Annotated in this window: 17 protein-coding genes; 8 read left to right on the forward strand and 9 right to left on the reverse strand. The window is 67.1% G+C overall.

The features are described from left to right. Nucleotides 1–40: 40 nt before the first annotated feature. The 3 genes from CG50_RS04675 (at nucleotide 41) to CG50_RS04685 (ending at nucleotide 3188) form a co-directional block, all read left to right on the forward strand. Nucleotides 41–1807, forward strand: a complete 1767-nt coding sequence (locus CG50_RS04675; protein WP_152559423.1) for an ABC transporter ATP-binding protein — start codon at nucleotides 41–43, stop codon at nucleotides 1805–1807. A gap of 34 nt (nucleotides 1808–1841) precedes the next feature. Beyond that, the gene (gene ygfZ / locus CG50_RS04680) at nucleotides 1842–2576 is read left to right on the forward strand and encodes a CAF17-like 4Fe-4S cluster assembly/insertion protein YgfZ (protein WP_036635642.1); all 735 of its coding nucleotides are present in this window, start codon (nucleotides 1842–1844) and stop codon (nucleotides 2574–2576) included. Between the two features lie 291 nt (nucleotides 2577–2867). Next, nucleotides 2868–3188, forward strand: coding sequence for a DUF6280 family protein (locus CG50_RS04685; protein WP_036635644.1), 321 nt, complete (start codon nucleotides 2868–2870; stop codon nucleotides 3186–3188). Nucleotides 3189–3704: 516 nt separating this feature from the next. Here CG50_RS04685 and CG50_RS04690 read toward each other — a convergent pair. The 3 genes from CG50_RS04690 to CG50_RS04700 are packed head-to-tail and all read right to left on the reverse strand — an operon-like array spanning nucleotide 3705 to nucleotide 7048. After that, a complete protein-coding gene (locus CG50_RS04690) occupies nucleotides 3705–4886 on the reverse strand; it encodes a hypothetical protein (protein ID WP_036635646.1) in 1182 nt (393 codons plus the stop codon). A 60-nt stretch (nucleotides 4887–4946) separates the two neighbouring features. After that, nucleotides 4947–6338 (reverse strand): TolC family outer membrane protein, encoded by a 1392-nt coding sequence (locus tag CG50_RS04695; protein ID WP_036635649.1) that lies wholly within the window; start codon nucleotides 6336–6338, stop codon nucleotides 4947–4949. Between the two features lie 59 nt (nucleotides 6339–6397). Beyond that, the gene (locus CG50_RS04700) at nucleotides 6398–7048 is read right to left on the reverse strand and encodes a protein-L-isoaspartate O-methyltransferase family protein (protein WP_036635651.1); all 651 of its coding nucleotides are present in this window, start codon (nucleotides 7046–7048) and stop codon (nucleotides 6398–6400) included. 234 nt (nucleotides 7049–7282) lie between these two features. Between CG50_RS04700 and CG50_RS16470 the strand changes: the two genes are divergently transcribed. After that, nucleotides 7283–7420 carry an entericidin A/B family lipoprotein gene (locus tag CG50_RS16470; protein WP_081880277.1) on the forward strand — a complete coding sequence of 46 codons (138 nt, stop codon included), beginning with the start codon at nucleotides 7283–7285 and terminating at the stop codon, nucleotides 7418–7420. A gap of 125 nt (nucleotides 7421–7545) precedes the next feature. On the opposite strand, the gene lepA is transcribed toward CG50_RS16470, so the two are convergent. The 4 genes from lepA to CG50_RS04720 all read right to left on the reverse strand — a co-directional run bounded on the left by lepA (nucleotide 7546) and on the right by CG50_RS04720 (nucleotide 11314). Then, on the reverse strand, nucleotides 7546–9345 hold the full coding sequence (lepA, locus tag CG50_RS04705; protein ID WP_036635653.1) for a translation elongation factor 4: 1800 nt from the start codon (nucleotides 9343–9345) through the stop codon (nucleotides 7546–7548). A 79-nt stretch (nucleotides 9346–9424) separates the two neighbouring features. Beyond that, nucleotides 9425–9973: a biotin transporter BioY gene (locus CG50_RS04710; RefSeq protein WP_036635656.1), complete on the reverse strand. Its 549-nt coding sequence runs from the start codon at nucleotides 9971–9973 to the stop codon at nucleotides 9425–9427. A gap of 1 nt (nucleotide 9974) precedes the next feature. Next, entirely contained in the window at nucleotides 9975–10616 is a 642-nt protein-coding gene (locus tag CG50_RS04715; protein ID WP_036635659.1) for an energy-coupling factor transporter transmembrane component T family protein, read from the reverse strand. Beyond that, nucleotides 10610–11314 carry an energy-coupling factor ABC transporter ATP-binding protein gene (locus CG50_RS04720; protein WP_036635660.1) on the reverse strand — a complete coding sequence of 235 codons (705 nt, stop codon included), beginning with the start codon at nucleotides 11312–11314 and terminating at the stop codon, nucleotides 10610–10612. Before CG50_RS04720 ends, CG50_RS04715 begins: the two co-directional genes overlap by 7 nt. A gap of 181 nt (nucleotides 11315–11495) precedes the next feature. On the opposite strand from CG50_RS04720, the gene CG50_RS04725 reads away from it, so the two are divergent. Both CG50_RS04725 and CG50_RS04730 read left to right on the forward strand, forming a co-directional pair. After that, nucleotides 11496–11684 carry a heavy-metal-associated domain-containing protein gene (locus CG50_RS04725; RefSeq protein WP_036635663.1) on the forward strand — a complete coding sequence of 63 codons (189 nt, stop codon included), beginning with the start codon at nucleotides 11496–11498 and terminating at the stop codon, nucleotides 11682–11684. 236 nt (nucleotides 11685–11920) lie between these two features. Continuing rightward, nucleotides 11921–12229 carry a hypothetical protein gene (locus CG50_RS04730; RefSeq protein WP_036635665.1) on the forward strand — a complete coding sequence of 103 codons (309 nt, stop codon included), beginning with the start codon at nucleotides 11921–11923 and terminating at the stop codon, nucleotides 12227–12229. Here CG50_RS04730 and CG50_RS04735 read toward each other — a convergent pair. Beyond that, a complete protein-coding gene (locus CG50_RS04735; RefSeq protein ID WP_036635668.1) occupies nucleotides 12214–12669 on the reverse strand; it encodes a low molecular weight protein-tyrosine-phosphatase in 456 nt (151 codons plus the stop codon). The two genes, CG50_RS04730 and CG50_RS04735, sit on opposite strands and share 16 nt — an antisense overlap. A gap of 231 nt (nucleotides 12670–12900) precedes the next feature. Here CG50_RS04735 and rpmB point away from each other — a divergent pair, with 231 nt between their 5' ends. Continuing rightward, entirely contained in the window at nucleotides 12901–13188 is a 288-nt protein-coding gene (gene rpmB, locus CG50_RS04740; protein WP_036635670.1) for a 50S ribosomal protein L28, read from the forward strand. Nucleotides 13189–13366: 178 nt separating this feature from the next. Here the strand turns inward: rpmB and CG50_RS04745 are convergent, their stop codons facing one another. Then, on the reverse strand, nucleotides 13367–13798 hold the full coding sequence (locus tag CG50_RS04745; RefSeq protein WP_036635672.1) for an Lrp/AsnC family transcriptional regulator: 432 nt from the start codon (nucleotides 13796–13798) through the stop codon (nucleotides 13367–13369). A gap of 264 nt (nucleotides 13799–14062) precedes the next feature. Here CG50_RS04745 and CG50_RS04750 point away from each other — a divergent pair, with 264 nt between their 5' ends. Beyond that, a complete protein-coding gene (locus CG50_RS04750; protein ID WP_036635675.1) occupies nucleotides 14063–15208 on the forward strand; it encodes a type III PLP-dependent enzyme in 1146 nt (381 codons plus the stop codon). The last annotated feature ends 171 nt before the right edge of the window (nucleotides 15209–15379 follow it).

A 15379-nucleotide genomic window follows, 5' to 3' on the forward strand; every position in this document is an offset into this window, starting at 1 on the left:
CACTTCGCGCTAGATCGCAGGGACGTATTTTCGCCAAAGGATGCCCGTGCCCCGGACCGAGATCAGCTCTGACAAGACCTATGCCTCGGGCCCGCTGTTCGTGCGGCTGTGGCGTGGCTATCTCAGCCGGCACTGGCCGAAGATGGTGGTCGCGGCGGTGCTGATGGTGATCGAGGGATCGACGCTCGGCGCGCTGAGCTGGATCATCAAACCACTGTTCGACAAGGTGTTCGTCGACGGCCAGATCCATATGCTGTGGCTGGTGGGCGGCGCGATCTTCGGACTGTTCCTGATCCGGGCGATGACTTCGGTGTGCTCGCGCTGGATGCTGTCGGCGGTGGCGCAGGCGACGTCCTCGGCGATGCAGGTGGATCTGGTGCGCCATATCCTGACGCTCGATCAGTCGTTCTTCCAGCAAAACCCGCCCGGCGCGCTGATCGAGCGGGTGCAGGGCGACACGCTGGCGGTGCAGGGCGTGTGGTCGACCTTCATCACCGGCGCCGGGCGCGATGTCGTGGCGCTGGTGTCGCTGTTCGGCGTGGCTATCGCCATCGACCCGCGCTGGACGCTGGCGGCGCTGATCGGCGCGCCGTTGCTGATCATGCCGACGCTGATCGCGCAGCGCTACATCCGCAAGAAGACCCGGCAGATGCGCGCGCAGTCGAGCGACCGCGCCACCCGCCTCGACGAGATCTTCCACGGCATCGCCGCGGTGAAGCTGAACCGGCTGGAAGACTATCAGATGCGGCGGTTCTCGGGGCTTGTCGGCCATATCCGCAAGGCGATGGTCAAGATGGCCGCGATCCAGAGCATGATCCCCGCGCTGATCGACGTGGTGACGGGCTTCGGCTTCTTCGCGGTGCTGGTTCTGGGCGGCCACGAGATCGCCGAAGGGCGGCGCAGCGTCGGCGAATTCATGTCCTTCTTCACCGCCATGTCGTTGGCCTTCCAGCCGCTGCGCCGTCTGGGCGGGCTCGCCGGCACCTGGCAGACCGCGGCCGCGAGCCTCGAACGCGTCTATCGCGTTTTCGACATCACCCCCGAGGTGCGCAGCCCCGATACCCCCGCCGCACGCCCCGCGACGATGGAGGTGCGCCTCGACGACGTGTGGCTGAGCTATGGCGACAAGCCGGTGCTGCGCGGGCTGAGCTTCACCGCCGAGGCCGGCAAGACCACCGCGCTCGTCGGCCCCTCGGGGGCGGGCAAGTCGACGGTGTTCAACCTGCTGACCCGGCTGGTCGACCCTGATCGCGGCACGGTCAGCGTGGGCGGCGTGTCGGTCGCGGCGCTCGACCTCGGGGTGCTGCGCTCGCTGTTCTCGACCGTGGCGCAGGATGCGACGCTGTTCGACGAGACGATCCGCGACAACATCCTGCTCGGCCGCACCGACATTTCCGAGGCGCAGCTGAATACCGCGCTGACGGTTGCGCATGTGACCGAGTTCACCGATGCGATGCCGCTCGGCCTCGACAGTCCGGCGGGGCCGCGGGGCTCGGCGCTGTCGGGCGGGCAGCGCCAGCGCGTCGCCATCGCGCGTGCGGTGCTGCGCGATGCGCCGGTGCTGCTGCTTGACGAGGCGACATCGGCCCTCGATACCGCGTCCGAGGCGAAGGTGGCGCAGGCGCTCGATCATCTCTCGGCCGGGCGCACCACGCTGGTGATCGCGCACCGGCTGTCGACGGTGCGCAACGCCGATCATATCGTCGTCGTGGTCGAGGGTCGCGTCGCCGAGGAAGGCACCCATGACACGCTGCTCGCCAAAGGCGGCGTCTATGCCGATCTGTGCCGGCTGCAGCTTGTCGAATGAGCCGCGCGCCCCATATCGGCCGCAGGAGCACAAGATGACACGCAAGATCTATGAGATTACCGGCCCGGACCGGGTGCATTTCCTGCAAGGTCTGGTCAGCAACGACGTGCGTCGGCTGACCGAGGGGCCGGTCTATGCCGCGCTTTTGACGCCGCAGGGCAAGTATCTGGCAGATTTCCTGCTGGTGCCGCAGGGCGAGACGATCCTCCTCGACATCGACGCAGGGCTTGCCGAGGGCGTGGTGAAACGGCTGTCGATGTATCGGCTGCGCGCCGATGTGACCATCGCGCCATCGGGGCTGTCGGTGTTTCGCGGCACCGGCCCGGCACCCGAAGGTGCGGTCGCGGATCCGCGGCACCCGGCGCTCGGCTGGCGGCTCTATGGCGAGAAGGCGGGCGACGACGGCAGCGACTGGGACGCGATCCGGGTCGAGCATGTCATCCCCGAGACCGGGATCGAGCTGACGCCCGAGACCTATATCCTCGAAGCCGGGTTCGAGCGTCTGCATGGCGTCGATTTCCGCAAGGGCTGCTATGTCGGGCAGGAGGTCACCGCCCGGATGAAGCACAAGACGGAGCTGCGCAAGGGCCTGACCCGCGTGCGGCTGCTCGGAGAGGCGCCGGCGGGCACGCCGATCACCGCCGACGGACGCCCGGTCGGCACGCTGTTCACCTCGTCGGGCGGTCGGGCCATCGCGCATCTGCGATTCGACAGAACCGAAGGACCGCTGCGCGCCGGCGAGGCCGAGGTCCTCCCCGATCCGCTGTAAGCGTCCCTTCGCCGGCACGGCTTCGTGCCGCAACGGAAATCCCATGCCTGGCAAAGAAATTGTGAACCATTCGGACCAATTTCCCGAACATGGGTCTTGATCCAAAGGGGGGTGGGTCCATATAAGCCCAACAGGCCTCGACGCTGGGGCGATTTCATATAGCGCAAAAAGAAATGGCCATGCACGGCTTGCATGGCGGTCATTCTGTTGCGGACATATCGAATCGCCCGTCAAGCGCCGTAGACGACCGAAACGCCAGCAGACGCAAGAGCAATAATCAAGGACGGAACAATGCGCGACTTCGTTGACGGCTCCGCATTCAACTATGAGCAAGGTCAGAGGGCACGCAAGCTGTTTGCGGCCGTGGTTCTGGCTGCGCTCGACGATGCGATCGCCGATGACAAGAAATATGGCAACGGGCCCGAACAGATCGCCCGTTGGGCGCGCTCGCGCGATGGCCGCGAGGTGCTGTCCTGCGCCGGCATCGACCCGAACGAGCGCGTCGTGCGCGGGTTGATGGAATTTGTTTCCAAGGGCGTGCGCACCTCGGTTGCGCTGTCGCGCGAGGAAAGCGAACGCCGCATGGCCGCCGAAGAGGCCGAAGCCGCCTGATCGGCAGCGGATTTTCACGAGACCCTGAACGCGGTGCGTCCCTCTGGCGCACCGCGTTTTCTTTTGTCCCGGGCTGTCCGGTCCGGTTGTCGCGACGTCGCTTCGTCAGCCCTCGGAGGGCGTCTGTCTGGCCGGAGTGCTGCCTGACTGTGCCCTTGCCGGGCGAGTATGGCCAACTGATTTCACCGGAACATTTTCCCGGGCGGAATGCGCGAGAGACGGTTCTGCGGCCAGGGGTAACGTCGGCCGGGACCGTGCGTTTGGCTTCCTCCGCCCGGGAGATTGTGCCGCTCGCGAAGAGGCAGGCCTGAAGCGTCCGGCCTGAGATGTTCGCGCGCGTTGCCTGGCGGGACGCGCCCTCAGTGACGTGCCGGTGTCCCGCTCTCCGGGAGACAATGGCCCGGGGGAAACATGCCGGGAGGTCGCCTGTCCGGTTCCGCAAGGCGCACCGCTGGCCGGTCCGTCCATCCGGTCACAGCGATCCGGCTCTGGCTGCCTGCGGCGTGTCGAGCGGCCTCAGTCGAGGGTCTGATCGCGCAGGGCGCGCTGGATCTCGCGCCGGACCAGCTTGCGCACGTTGCTGGTGATCCGTTCGCCCAGAACGCCGCGCAGCTCCTCTCGAATGAGCTGCGCGACCATGAGGCGCAATGCGTCCTCGTCAATTTCCGCCGTGGCCGGGGCGACGGCTTCGTCGTCCGGGTCGTCGTCTTCCTCGGGCTCTGCGTCATGGAGCACGGGTTGGCCGCCCCGCACGATCGTGGGACGCATCGGAGCCTCCGCGGTATCATCGGGGTGAGCTGCATCCGATGTTTCCGCGAGCATGTCCGGCGTCTGTTCCGTGTCGGGCTCGTCTTCTGCCTGTGCGGTTTCGAGGGCGGCCACCGTTTCGCCGGCCGCGTCCGCGAGGGCCGGAGCCTCGTCGGTGGATGCGTCTTCCGCGTCCTGCTCCGCGTCACGGGCATCGGCCGGATGGCCGGCCGTCGCAGCCGCTTCAGGGGCCTCGTCCGGCAGGTCGTCCTGCGCCGGGAATTCGGGCGTGGCAAAGGCTTCGTCAGGCAGCGGGCTGTCCGCGGATCGCGAAGGTTCCTCGTGCCGCGGCACCGCGCCCTCTTCCGGTGCGTTGTCGACGATCTCGTCGGGCTCGGACGAGAGGGGGGCCGCAGCCTCCTCATCCGGCGCGTCCTCATCCGGCGCGGTCTCTGCCGCGCCTTCTTCCTGCACGGTTGCCTGAACCTCGTCCGGCACAGGCGTCTGAGCCTTTTCCAGAGCCTCCGCCGCATAGGACGAGCGGAACGCCAGCGTGACCGCCGAAGGGCGTTCCTCGATCAGATCGTCATCCGTCATCTCGATGAACGGAGCTTCCTCGGTCTCGGGCGAAGCCGCAATCGCCGCGGCGGGCGAGACCACGGCCTCCAGCTCGGCGATGGAGGATTCGAGCCGGGCCAGCTCATTCGCCAGATCGCGCGAGCCGGTCCCCGCCGCCGTCGCGGCATCGCGGGCGGCGACAACCTCGGCCACGCGGCGAGAAATGCGTTGCGAGGGCGTCAGGACCAGGAATTCGTTCTCGTCAGCAGCCGGGGCAGGGGCTTCCCGGGACGATTCGGGCGCTGCCGGCGGCGGTGTGGTCTCCTTCGACACCAGACGCCGGATCGACGCCAGGACATCTTCGATCTCGTTGTTGCTGCCAGAATCGTTCATCTCAGCCTCTCTTCGCCCTTTGAAAGGGTCCGGGCATTCTGCCCTCTTGTCGCGCAGGGGTCATTCCTTTTTCCCGATGGCCCGCAGAACCCGGTCGAGGCTCTGGCCACGGCTGCTCGTGTATGGCGCGTTCTGCACCGCGTTGTAATAGGCTGCCGGATCATATGTCGGAATTCCGAGCTTGAGGTCTTCTGCCGTCAACAGACCCATAGTCGACAGAAGTTGATAATATGCTACTTCCAGACTGGCTCCGGCCGCGATCCGGTCCGAGCGCGCCCGGAGCAGCGTCTGTTCGGCGTCGAGCACATCAAGCGTGGTGCGCGCGCCCAGCTTCGCCTCTTCGCGCCCGCCCGTCCAGGCGGCTTCGGCGGCCCGAACCTGATCGTCATAGGCGCCCGTCTGGCTGCGATAGACCTCGATCCGGGTCCAGACCTGCGCCACATCCTCGGCCAGTGTCACCCCGGTCTGTTGCAGCGCGGCGCGCGCCGCATCGCGCCCGGCCAGGGCCTGACGGTGCAGCGACGATTTTTGCCCGCCGGAATAAAGCGTTTGCGACAGCGCGATGCCGGCGCGTGTGGTCTGTTGCCCGCCTTCGTAATTCAGGAATCCGGCCGATGCGCTGAGCGTCGGACGCCGGTCCGCCGCGGCGGCGTCGATCCCCATTTCGGATACGGCCAGCATGTGCTGCGCCTGCCTGACTGCGGGGTTGTTGCGCAGCGCGGTCTGGCGCGCCGCGTCGAGGCTTTTCGGCAGGCCGGGCAGCTTCGGCACCGGGGCGAGCGTGCCGGGCAGCCGGCCCACCGCGGCGCGATAGGCCTCGCGTGCGAGGCGGTGATCGCCCTCGGCCGCAACCAGGCCGGCGCGGGCTTCGGCCTCGGCGGCTTCGGCCTGAGCGAGATCGGTGCGGGTCACGTCGCCCACGGCCAGACGGGCGCGGGTGGCGGTGACGACTTCGGTGCAGGCGCGCAGCGAATCGCGGTTGATCGCGACCTGAGCGGCGGTGCCGCGCACGTCGACATAGGCCTGCACCGCGCTCAGCAGAACCTGCTGCTCGACCATGCGCAGCGCCTCCCGGGTGCCCAGAACGCTCTCGCGTTTCATGTCGACGTTCATCCGGCGGCGGCCGAAATCGAACAGTGTCACCGAGGCCTGCAGCTGTGCCGAGGCGGTCTGCCGGTCGCGCGGCAAGCCAGCATAAAGATAGGACTTTCCGTAATCGTAACCGGCCGCCCATTCGAGAACCGGCCGCAGCGCGGCCACCGCCTGCGCCACGTCCTCATCCGCGGCCCGCAGCGTGGCGCGGTTCTGCTCCAGCAGATGCGACTGACGATAGGCCGAGATCAGCGCATCGGCGAGCGTCTCGGCCGAGACAGGTGTGACCACAACCGCACCGACGGCCGCAGCCCCAAGGATCTGGGCCCCAAGGATCGGGGCCCCGGCCAGCCGGCGCAAAGCCTTTCCGATACAGGACGTCGCGCGGAGCCACAGGCCCCGTGTCGGCGCCCCCGGGGTCAGAGCGCGAATTCCTTCTCGCGGGCGAAGTCGGGCAGCACCGGCGCGGCGGCGTTGAACGCATCGCGCCAGCTCACTGCCCCGTCGAACTTGCGCCCGATCCGCACCACGCCAAGCGCGCCGGTCATGAAGATCGCGGCGATGCGGCCGCCGTCCTTGAGCTGATCGAGCAGCGCTTCGGGCACCTGTTCCACCCCGCCCTCGATGACAATGGCATCGTAGGGACCGTGTTTGGCTGCACCGGCGTTCAGCGCGCCCTGCACTACGGCGGCATTGTCGGCGCCAATGCGCGCGAGCGTTGCCTCGGCCAGCGTCGCGAGATCGCCATCCTCGACGGCCACGACCGCCTCGGCCAGCCGCGCCATCACCGCGGCCGAATAACCCAGACCGCATCCCAGATCCAACACCAGATCGCCCGGCTGGATGTCCAGCGCATCGAGGATCTTGGCGAAGCTGCGCGGCTCCAGCAACCAGCGGTCGCGGCCGATGCGGAGGTTCTCGCCGACATAGGCGGCTTCGCGCAACGCGGGGGGGACGAACTCTTCGCGCGGGATGTCCAGCATCGCGGCGATGACGGGGAACTTCGTCACGTCATTGGGGCGAACCTGAGTGTCGACCATCATGGCGCGGCGCGCGGCGAAATCCTGCATCTTCCGAACTTCCAGTCTGATTGTTCCGATCTTTGTCGCACAGAAACGCCGGCGGAGCAACAGAAGCCGCGCCCGGTTGCCGCGCCGTACCCGGCCGGATCTTCCGTGTTGCAAGGCCGCTCCGGCGCCAAAGTCGGGCTTGGCAAGCGGCTGGCTTTCGGGCAACCATCGGCCGATGCCGGTGCGCGCCGCTGTGCCGCCGGCCCCAGATCAAAGACGGATACGGAGACCGAAATGCGCAAATTCCTGATCGCCACTCTGGCCCTCGCCTCGCTCGCCGCCTGCCAGACCATCGCGGGCGCCGGGCGTGACATGCAGAACGCCGGAAGCGCCGTGACGCATGAGGCGAACAAGGCTCAGGCGAAGATGTAAGGCAAGCCCGCCGGGATCGGAGCGGCCGAGAGGCGCGATTGCCCGCCTCTTTCGGCTTTCCACAAATATCCCGGGGGTGAATTTGCCCGAAAGGGCAAAGAGGGGGCAGCGCCCCCTCTTTTTCGTCAGCTGTCGATCTTCAAGGCGTTGATGAAGGCGGATTGCGGGATCTCGACCTTGCCGAACTGCCGCATCTTCTTCTTGCCTTCCTTCTGCTTCTCCAGAAGTTTCTTCTTTCGCGTCGCGTCGCCGCCATAGCATTTCGCGGTCACGTCCTTGCGCATCGCCGACAGGGTTTCGCGCGCGATCACCCGGCCGCCGATCGCCGCCTGGATCGGGATCTTGAACATGTGCCGCGGGATCAGCTCCTTGAGCTTCTCGACCATGGCGCGGCCACGGCTCTCGGCGCGGGCGCGGTGCACCATCACCGACAGCGCGTCGACCGGCTCGTCGTTCACCAGGATCGACATCTTCACCATGTCGTCCTCGCGATACTCCGAGATATGGTAATCGAAGCTCGCGTAGCCCTTGGTGACCGATTTCAGCCGGTCGTAGAAGTCGAACACCACCTCGGCGAGCGGCAGGTCATAGACCACCATCGCCCGGGTGCCGGCATAGGTCAGATTGACCTGAATGCCGCGCCGGTCCTGGCACAGCTTCAGCACGTCGCCGAGATATTCGTCGGGCACCATGATCGTCGCTTCGATCCGCGGCTCCTCGATATGGTCGAGATAGGTCAGATCGGGCATGTCGGCGGGGTTGTGCAGCTCGCGCACCTCGCCGTCCTTCATGTAGAGCTTGAACACCACCGAAGGCGCGGTGGTGATCAGGTTCAGGTCGTATTCGCGTTCCAGCCGGTCGCGCACCACTTCGAGGTGCAGCAGGCCGAGGAAGCCGCAACGGAACCCGAAGCCGAGCGCGGCCGAGGTCTCCATCTCGTAGCTGAACGAGGCATCGTTCAGCGCCAGCTTCTCGATGGCGTCGCGCAGGGCCTCGAAATCGGCGGCGTCGACCGGGAACAGGCCGCAGAACACGACGGGCTGTGCCGGCTTGAAGCCCGGCAGCGGCGCGTCGCAGGGTTTCTTTTCATGGGTGATGGTGTCGCCCACGCGGGTATCGCGCACCTGCTTGATCGAGGCGGTGAACACGCCGATCTCGCCCGGCCCGAGTTCGGCGATGTCGACCATGCTCGGCTTCAGCACGGCGAGCTTGTCGATGCCGTAGATCGCGCCCGTCTGCATCATCTTGATGCGGTCGCCCTTGCGGATCACCCCGTCCATCACCCGGATCATCACGACGACGCCGAGATAGGCGTCATACCACGAATCGACCAGCATCGCCTTCAGCGGCGCGTTGCGGTCGCCTTTGGGGGCGGGCAGGCGTTTCACGATCGCCTCGAGCACGTCGGGGATGCCCATGCCGGTCTTCGCCGAGATCGGAATCGCATCCGAGGCGTCGATGCCGATCACGTCCTCGATCTCGGCCTTGACGGCATCCGGGTCGGCGGCGGGCAGGTCGATCTTGTTCAGCACCGGCACGATCTCGTGGCCGGCGTCGATCGCCTGATACACGTTGGCGAGGGTCTGCGCCTCGACGCCCTGCGAGGCATCGACGACCAGAAGCGAGCCCTCGACCGCGCGCATCGAGCGGCTGACCTCGTAACCGAAGTCGACATGTCCGGGGGTGTCGATCAGGTTCAGGATATAGGTCTGACCGTCCTTCGCCGGATATTCGATGCGGACGGTGTTCGCCTTGATGGTGATGCCGCGCTCGCGCTCGATATCCATGCTGTCGAGCAGCTGCTCCTTCATGTCGCGCGCGGCGACCGTGCCCGTCATCTGGATCAGACGGTCGGCCAGCGTGGATTTGCCGTGGTCGATATGGGCCACGATGGAGAAGTTGCGGATGTGATCAAGCTCGGTCATGAGGCCGCTATATCTATAAACACAGGGTCCGGGAAGGGGGCACGAAGCCCCTTCCCGGCGGTGGTTTCATCGCGGTCGTTCACTCTGCGCGCGACAGCAGCGCCGAGGGGCGATAGCGCGCGATCACCGTCACCAGCCAGCCGGCGACGACCGCCTTGATCAGGTCGCCCGGGATGAACGGCAGCGACAGGCCGAGCGCCGCGCCAAACCCCTTGTGCAGCACCGCCATCATGCCGAACGTGCCGCACAGATACAGCACCACGATGCCGCCGAGCACCGCGCCGGCACCCGCCGCCACCCCGACCGGGGCATTGCGCATCTTCTCGACCACCAGCCCGGTGACGAAGGCCGCGGGGATCCAGCCGAGCAGGAAGCCGACGGTCGGCCCGGCGAAGACGCCGAGCCCGCCGCGCCCGCCCGAGAGCACCGGCAGCCCGAGCGCGACTACCGCGACGATGACGATGACCGCGAGCGCGCCGCGCTTCGAGCCGAGCACCGCCCCCGCCAGCATCACGCCGAGCGACTGCGCCGAGACCGGCACTCCCGTCGGCAGCATCAGCGGCGGCACCAGGCCAAGCACGGCGATCAGCGCCGCGAACAGGACGATCAGGGTGAAATTGCGTTCCAAGTCAGGGTCTCCGTTCCAGAGTAGGTTTCTTGTGAGGGCGCGGCGGGGTCAGCCCGCCACGCGCGCGAAGGGCTTCGGCCAGACGATCCGAATCGTCGAGCAGCGAAAGGGTCATCGGGGCAAGCAGCCGCGGCCCCGGCCGGCGGCGCGACCGTGCGCGCCAGGCGAGCGTCAGCATCTCCAGCCGCGCGCGCAGCACCGGGATGAAGCGCAGCAGCATCGCGACGGTCAGCGCCGGCAGCCGCGGCGGCAGGCCGAACCGGGCGAAGGGGGTGGCGAGGCGCTCGATCATCGCCATCAGCTCGGGCAGGGGGGTGGTCAGGGTGACGAAAGTCGCGAGCGCCATCATCGCAAGGATGCGCAAGGCGAGCACCAGCGCGCCCCGCGGATCGCCGAGCCACAATTGCCAGATCACGATCAGCCCGACGATCCACAGCACCGGGCGCAGCGCCGTGGCCCCCGCGCGCAGCCCCCGCCGCCCGAGGCTGAGATAAAGCCCCGCGGTCAGTGCACCGACCGCAGCCAGCGGCAGCGGATCGCGCAGAAAGGCGGTGCCGGCCATCGCCACCGCCAGCACGCCGAACTTGAGGCCCGCCGGCAGCCGGTGCGCCCAGCTGGTGCCCGGAAGCGCGAGGCTCAGCATTCCAGCCCCGCGAGGCGCTGCATCTCGGCGGCATAGGCGGGCAGGACCTCGGCGGGCGGGCCGTCGGCGGCGATGCGCCCGGCCTCGATCCAGATCGCGCGGTCATAGCCCGCGACGCGGGCCGGATCGTGGGTGACGGTGATGACATGCGGTTCCAGCGCGGCGATCCGGCGCTCGATCGCCAGCGTCGCGGGCAGGTCGAGGCTGGCGAAAGGCTCGTCGAACAGCACCCAGTCCGGGCGCATGGCAAGGATGGCGATCAGGCAGACCAGCTGGCGCTGGCCCTGCGACAGGGTGTGGCACAGCCGCTCGGCCCAGTCGGTGCGGCCGGCGCTGGCCAGTGCTTCGGCGGCGAGGGCGCGGGCCTCGGTCCGGCTTCGGCCCTGTTGCTCCAGCCCGAAGGCGATTTCCTCGATCACCGTGGGGAAGATGATCTGATGGTCGGGGTTCTGGAACAGGATGCCCACGGTGTTCAGCGCACCGGCCCGGTCGCGCAGCACATCGACGCCGTTCACCGTGACCCGCCCGGCCTTCGGCTCCGCCAGTCCGGCGATCAGCCGCAACAGCGTCGTCTTGCCCGAGCCGTTGCGCCCGACGATGGCGATCCGGCGCTCGCTCAGGCGCAGGCTGAACCCGTCGAAGACGCGCACGCCCTCACGCACCAGCGTGACGCCGGAGATGTCGACTGCCTGATCCATTCCCTCTCCCGGCCGCGTGACGTGGCGCTGGTCTCCGGCGCGAAGACATGCCGCGCCCCCGCCGTCGCGTCAAACATTTCCGTCCTCGCAGCGTGTCCGGGCCATTGACGCCGCCCGCAGATGGGCGGAATTTCTGTCCGACCCGCTTCGCAGCCGGATCCTTCAGATCAGGAGAACCCCCATGATCCTTTCCGTTCCCAACATGACCTGCGGCCATTGCAAGGCCAAGGTCGAAGCCGCGATCCAGGAAGTCGGCGGCAAGGCCGTCGTCAGCCTCGAAGATCACGAGGTCGAGGTCAACGGCCTGCCCGAATCGACCATCGTCGCCGCGCTGAAGGCCGCCGGCTACGAGGCCGAGGTCATCGCCTGAGGCCGCTTCGCGCCGGTGCCGCGCCCCATGCGGCTCCGGCGGGACACTGGCGGGCGAAGACGCTGTGTTGTGGCCGCATTCGCCTGTCTCGCAAGGGCTTGTGGCCCCGGTGACGATACGTCGCGTTGCGCCGAATCGGACGCCGCGCGATTGAGAAACGGGCCCGGATCGGCTATGATCTGGGCAGAAACGACAGGGCCCGGCTTCGCACCGGCCCGCACGAACGAGGGCAGCAGATGAAACGTCATATCCTTGCGATCGCCTGCACCGTTGCAGGTCTCATCGGAGCGGGCGCGGCCTACGCCGGGCCGATCGACAGCGCCTGCATGAAGGCCGGGCGCTCGGCCAATCCGCAGGTCTGCGGCTGCATCCAGCGCGTCGCGGACCAGACCCTCGACCGTTCGGACCAGCGCCGCGCCGCCGGTTTCTTCCGCGATCCGGATCAGGCGCAGGAGGTGCGCATGTCGACCTCCCAGTCCGATAACGACTTCTGGGCGCGCTACAAGAACTTCGCCACCACCGCCGAATCCTACTGCCGGAATTGAGGCGACAGCCTCTCCGTCAAGGCCTGTGCGCCTGCCTCGATGATATCGAGACAGGTGTCGAAATCGCGGGTGAAGTAGGGATCGGGCACCTCTCGCCGCCCGGACTCGCCAGTCAGAAACAGTTCGATTCGGGCCGTCGCACCCTCAGGGGCCGAGCGCTTCGCTTCCGCGAGGTTTTGCGCATCCATCGCCAGAATCAGATCGAACCGGGTGAAGTCTTCCCGCGCAATCTGACGCGCACGCAGGGCTGACAACTCGTAGCCGCGGGCCCGCGCGGCGCGCTGCATCGGCGGATAGGGCGCCTCGCCCTCATGCCAGTCGCCGGTGCCGGCACTGTCGATCTCGACGGCCAGCCCCGCCTGTGCGGCGAGCTTGCGAAATACCGCTTCCGCGGCGGGCGAGCGGCAGATATTGCCAAGGCACAGGAACAGGATCCGCATTTCCGAACGATAGACGCCGCCTGTCCGCGGTGCCAGCCCTTCGGTGGCGCGGCCTGTGGAAACGACCGGCGCACACGCGTTCCGCCCTGCATCCGCCGCATGAATCGCTTGACTGCACGGGACAATCCCCTTAAGGACCCAGACAGATTTTCAGGCGTCGCCTCCGCGGCGCTTGTTTCACTTGAGAACACAGGGCGGACACGCGCCCCGAGGTAACGAAGGATAATCGCCATGTCGCGCGTCTGCGAACTCACCGGCAAGGCCCCGATGTCGGGGAACAAGATCAGCCACGCGAACAACAAGACGCGTCGCCGCTTCCTGCCCAACCTGAACGAAGTCACCCTGATCTCCGACGTTCTGGGCAAGTCGTTCAGCCTGCGCATCTCGGCCGCCGGCCTGCGCTCGGTCGATCACCGTGGTGGTCTCGACGCCTATCTGCTCAAGGCGACCGACGCCGAGCTGTCGACCAACGCTCTGAAGATCAAGAAGGAAATCCTGAAGGCTCAGGCTGCTGCCTGATCCTCGGATCCCTTGCTGATTACGAAAGCCCCGCCCCTGTGGCGGGGTTTTTCGTTTTCGCGACGCCGACCGCCTCCGCCTTTCGATTCGCCCCAAATATCCCGGGGGTGAGGGCCGTCAGGCCCGAGGGGGCAGAGCCCCCTTCCTTTTCGCGTGAGGCCAGCGCCCGGCCGCCGACTCACACCGCCCGGTCGAGTTTCGTCGACAGGTGAATCAGGCTTTCCGAGCTTTTCACCCCGGGCATCTCGCCGATCTGATCGAGCGCGGCATCGAGTTGCGCCGTCGAATCGGCTGCCAGTTGCAACAGCAGGTCAACCCGTCCCGAGGTCGTGTGCACGCGTTCCACCTCGGAAATCGCCCGCAGCCGGCCCAGAATCGTCGCCTGAGCGCGCGGCTCGACGGTCAGCAGCACCGTGGCCCGCAGTCGTCCGGCGCGCGCCGCCTCGCCCAGCTTGACGGTATATCCGACGATCACCCCGCCGGTCTCCAGCCGCTCCAGTCGCGCCTGAATCGTCGAACGTGCCACCTTCAGCCGCCGCGCAATCGTCGCCACCGAGATCCGCGCATCCGCCGACAGCAGCCCCAGAATGCCCTTGTCGAGGTCGTCCACCTGCCCACCTGTCGATTTGACCGGGATTTTCGTCATTATAACGAAGGTCCACGTTAAATCTATACTTCCCATCGGAAGAAATGTGCCCCATATGGCGCAAACCGAGCGGGCAAGGATATCCACCCCCACCGCTCGTTCTGATAGCGCAGGTAAAGGGCGGCTCATACGCACCTGGCCTGGTTGGTTGAAACGCGTCGTAAGCGTCTCCCGACCCGTCAAGCCGGGGCAAGAGGTGGCTGCGTTCTGTTGGCGAGGAGCAAGCCGATGGGACTCTCTAAGACTATCTGGGCGAATCCGTCCGAAATCATCCGTACCCGTCAGCCGGATCATCCGGTGCTGGTGTTCGCGCCGGCCGTGCTGCAGGCGACCGCGCGTCGCTTCATCGCCGGGTTCCCGGGTCTGGTGACCTATGCCGTCAAGTCGAACCCCGACGAGATGGTGATCGAGAACCTCGTCGCCGCCGGTATCCGCGGCTTCGACGTGGCCTCGCCCTATGAGATCGACATGATCCGTCGTCTCGCGCCCGGTGCCGCGATGCACTACCACAACCCGGTGCGCGGCCGCGACGAGATCGCCCATGCCGTCAAGGCCGGCGTGCGTACCTGGTCGGTCGATTCGCATTCCGAACTCGACAAGCTGATCGCCATGGTCCCGACCGAGGGGCGCGAGATTTCGGTGCGCTTCAAGCTGCCGGTGCAGGGGGCTGCCTACAACTTCGGTGCGAAGTTCGGCGCCACCTGCGAAGTCGCGGCCGAGCTGCTGCGCAAGGCGGCCAACGCCGGGTTCATCCCGTCGCTGACCTTCCACCCCGGCACCCAGTGCACCGATCCGATGACCTGGGACGCCTATCTGCGCGCGGCCGCCGGAATCTGCCGCGAGGCGGGCGTCAAGGCGCACCGTCTGAACGTCGGCGGCGGCTTCCCGAACCACCGCACCCAGGGCGATGCTCCGGATCTCGAGGCGATCTTCGCGCTGATCGACCGGGTCTCGACCGAGGCCTTCGACGGCGACCGTCCCGAGATGGTCTGCGAGCCGGGCCGCGGTCTGGTGGGCGATGCCTTCACCCACATCACCCGCATCCGCGCGCTGCGCGACGGTGGCCATGTGTTCCTGAACGATGGCATCTATGGCGGTCTGGCGGAGCTGCCGCTGGTCGGCAACATCGACCGCGTGGCGGTGTTCTCGCCCGAGGGTCTGCGTCGCGAAGGCACTGCGGTCGAGCGTATCGTCTTCGGGCCGACCTGCGATTCGGTCGACCGCCTGCCGCAGGAGCTGGCGCTGCCGGGCGAGACGCAGGAAGGCGACTTCATCGTGTTCCAGGGCATGGGGGCCTATTCCTCGGCCACCAACACGCGGTTCAACGGTTTCGGCAAGATGGAAATCGTCACCGCGCTGTCGCTGAAGCTGTGAAAGCAGGGGCCTGCGGGCCCCGGTTTCCGGACATGACAAAGGCCCGTCGCTTGATTGCGGCGGGCCTTCGGTTTTTCTCGTTCGCGAGGAAGGTGGGTTCTGCCCCGCGGAAGGAAAAGAGAGGGGGCTCTGCCCCCTCGGGCCTTTGGCCCTCACCCCCGGGATATTTGC

Source organism: Paenirhodobacter enshiensis (genome assembly GCF_000740785.1).
Taxonomy (GTDB): Bacteria; Pseudomonadota; Alphaproteobacteria; order Rhodobacterales; family Rhodobacteraceae; genus Rhodobacter; species Rhodobacter enshiensis.

What these genes read in the sequence shown, in the direction of transcription:
- CG50_RS04750 (WP_036635675.1), top strand. Translation starts at nt 14,063, where the DNA reads ATGGGACTCTCTAAGACTATCTGGGCGAATCCGTCCGAAATCATCCGT.
- rpmB (WP_036635670.1), top strand. Translation starts at nt 12,901, where the DNA reads ATGTCGCGCGTCTGCGAACTCACCGGCAAGGCCCCGATGTCGGGGAAC.
- CG50_RS04685 (WP_036635644.1), top strand. Translation starts at nt 2,868, where the DNA reads ATGCGCGACTTCGTTGACGGCTCCGCATTCAACTATGAGCAAGGTCAG.
- CG50_RS04730 (WP_036635665.1), top strand. Translation starts at nt 11,921, where the DNA reads ATGAAACGTCATATCCTTGCGATCGCCTGCACCGTTGCAGGTCTCATC.
- ygfZ (WP_036635642.1), top strand. Translation starts at nt 1,842, where the DNA reads ATGACACGCAAGATCTATGAGATTACCGGCCCGGACCGGGTGCATTTC.
- CG50_RS16470 (WP_081880277.1), top strand. Translation starts at nt 7,283, where the DNA reads ATGCGCAAATTCCTGATCGCCACTCTGGCCCTCGCCTCGCTCGCCGCC.
- lepA (WP_036635653.1), bottom strand. Translation starts at nt 9,345, where the DNA reads ATGACCGAGCTTGATCACATCCGCAACTTCTCCATCGTGGCCCATATC.
- CG50_RS04690 (WP_036635646.1), bottom strand. Translation starts at nt 4,886, where the DNA reads ATGAACGATTCTGGCAGCAACAACGAGATCGAAGATGTCCTGGCGTCG.
- CG50_RS04700 (WP_036635651.1), bottom strand. Translation starts at nt 7,048, where the DNA reads ATGCAGGATTTCGCCGCGCGCCGCGCCATGATGGTCGACACTCAGGTT.
- CG50_RS04715 (WP_036635659.1), bottom strand. Translation starts at nt 10,616, where the DNA reads ATGCTGAGCCTCGCGCTTCCGGGCACCAGCTGGGCGCACCGGCTGCCG.
- CG50_RS04725 (WP_036635663.1), top strand. Translation starts at nt 11,496, where the DNA reads ATGATCCTTTCCGTTCCCAACATGACCTGCGGCCATTGCAAGGCCAAG.
- CG50_RS04720 (WP_036635660.1), bottom strand. Translation starts at nt 11,314, where the DNA reads ATGGATCAGGCAGTCGACATCTCCGGCGTCACGCTGGTGCGTGAGGGC.
- CG50_RS04735 (WP_036635668.1), bottom strand. Translation starts at nt 12,669, where the DNA reads ATGCGGATCCTGTTCCTGTGCCTTGGCAATATCTGCCGCTCGCCCGCC.
- CG50_RS04675 (WP_152559423.1), top strand. Translation starts at nt 41, where the DNA reads ATGCCCGTGCCCCGGACCGAGATCAGCTCTGACAAGACCTATGCCTCG.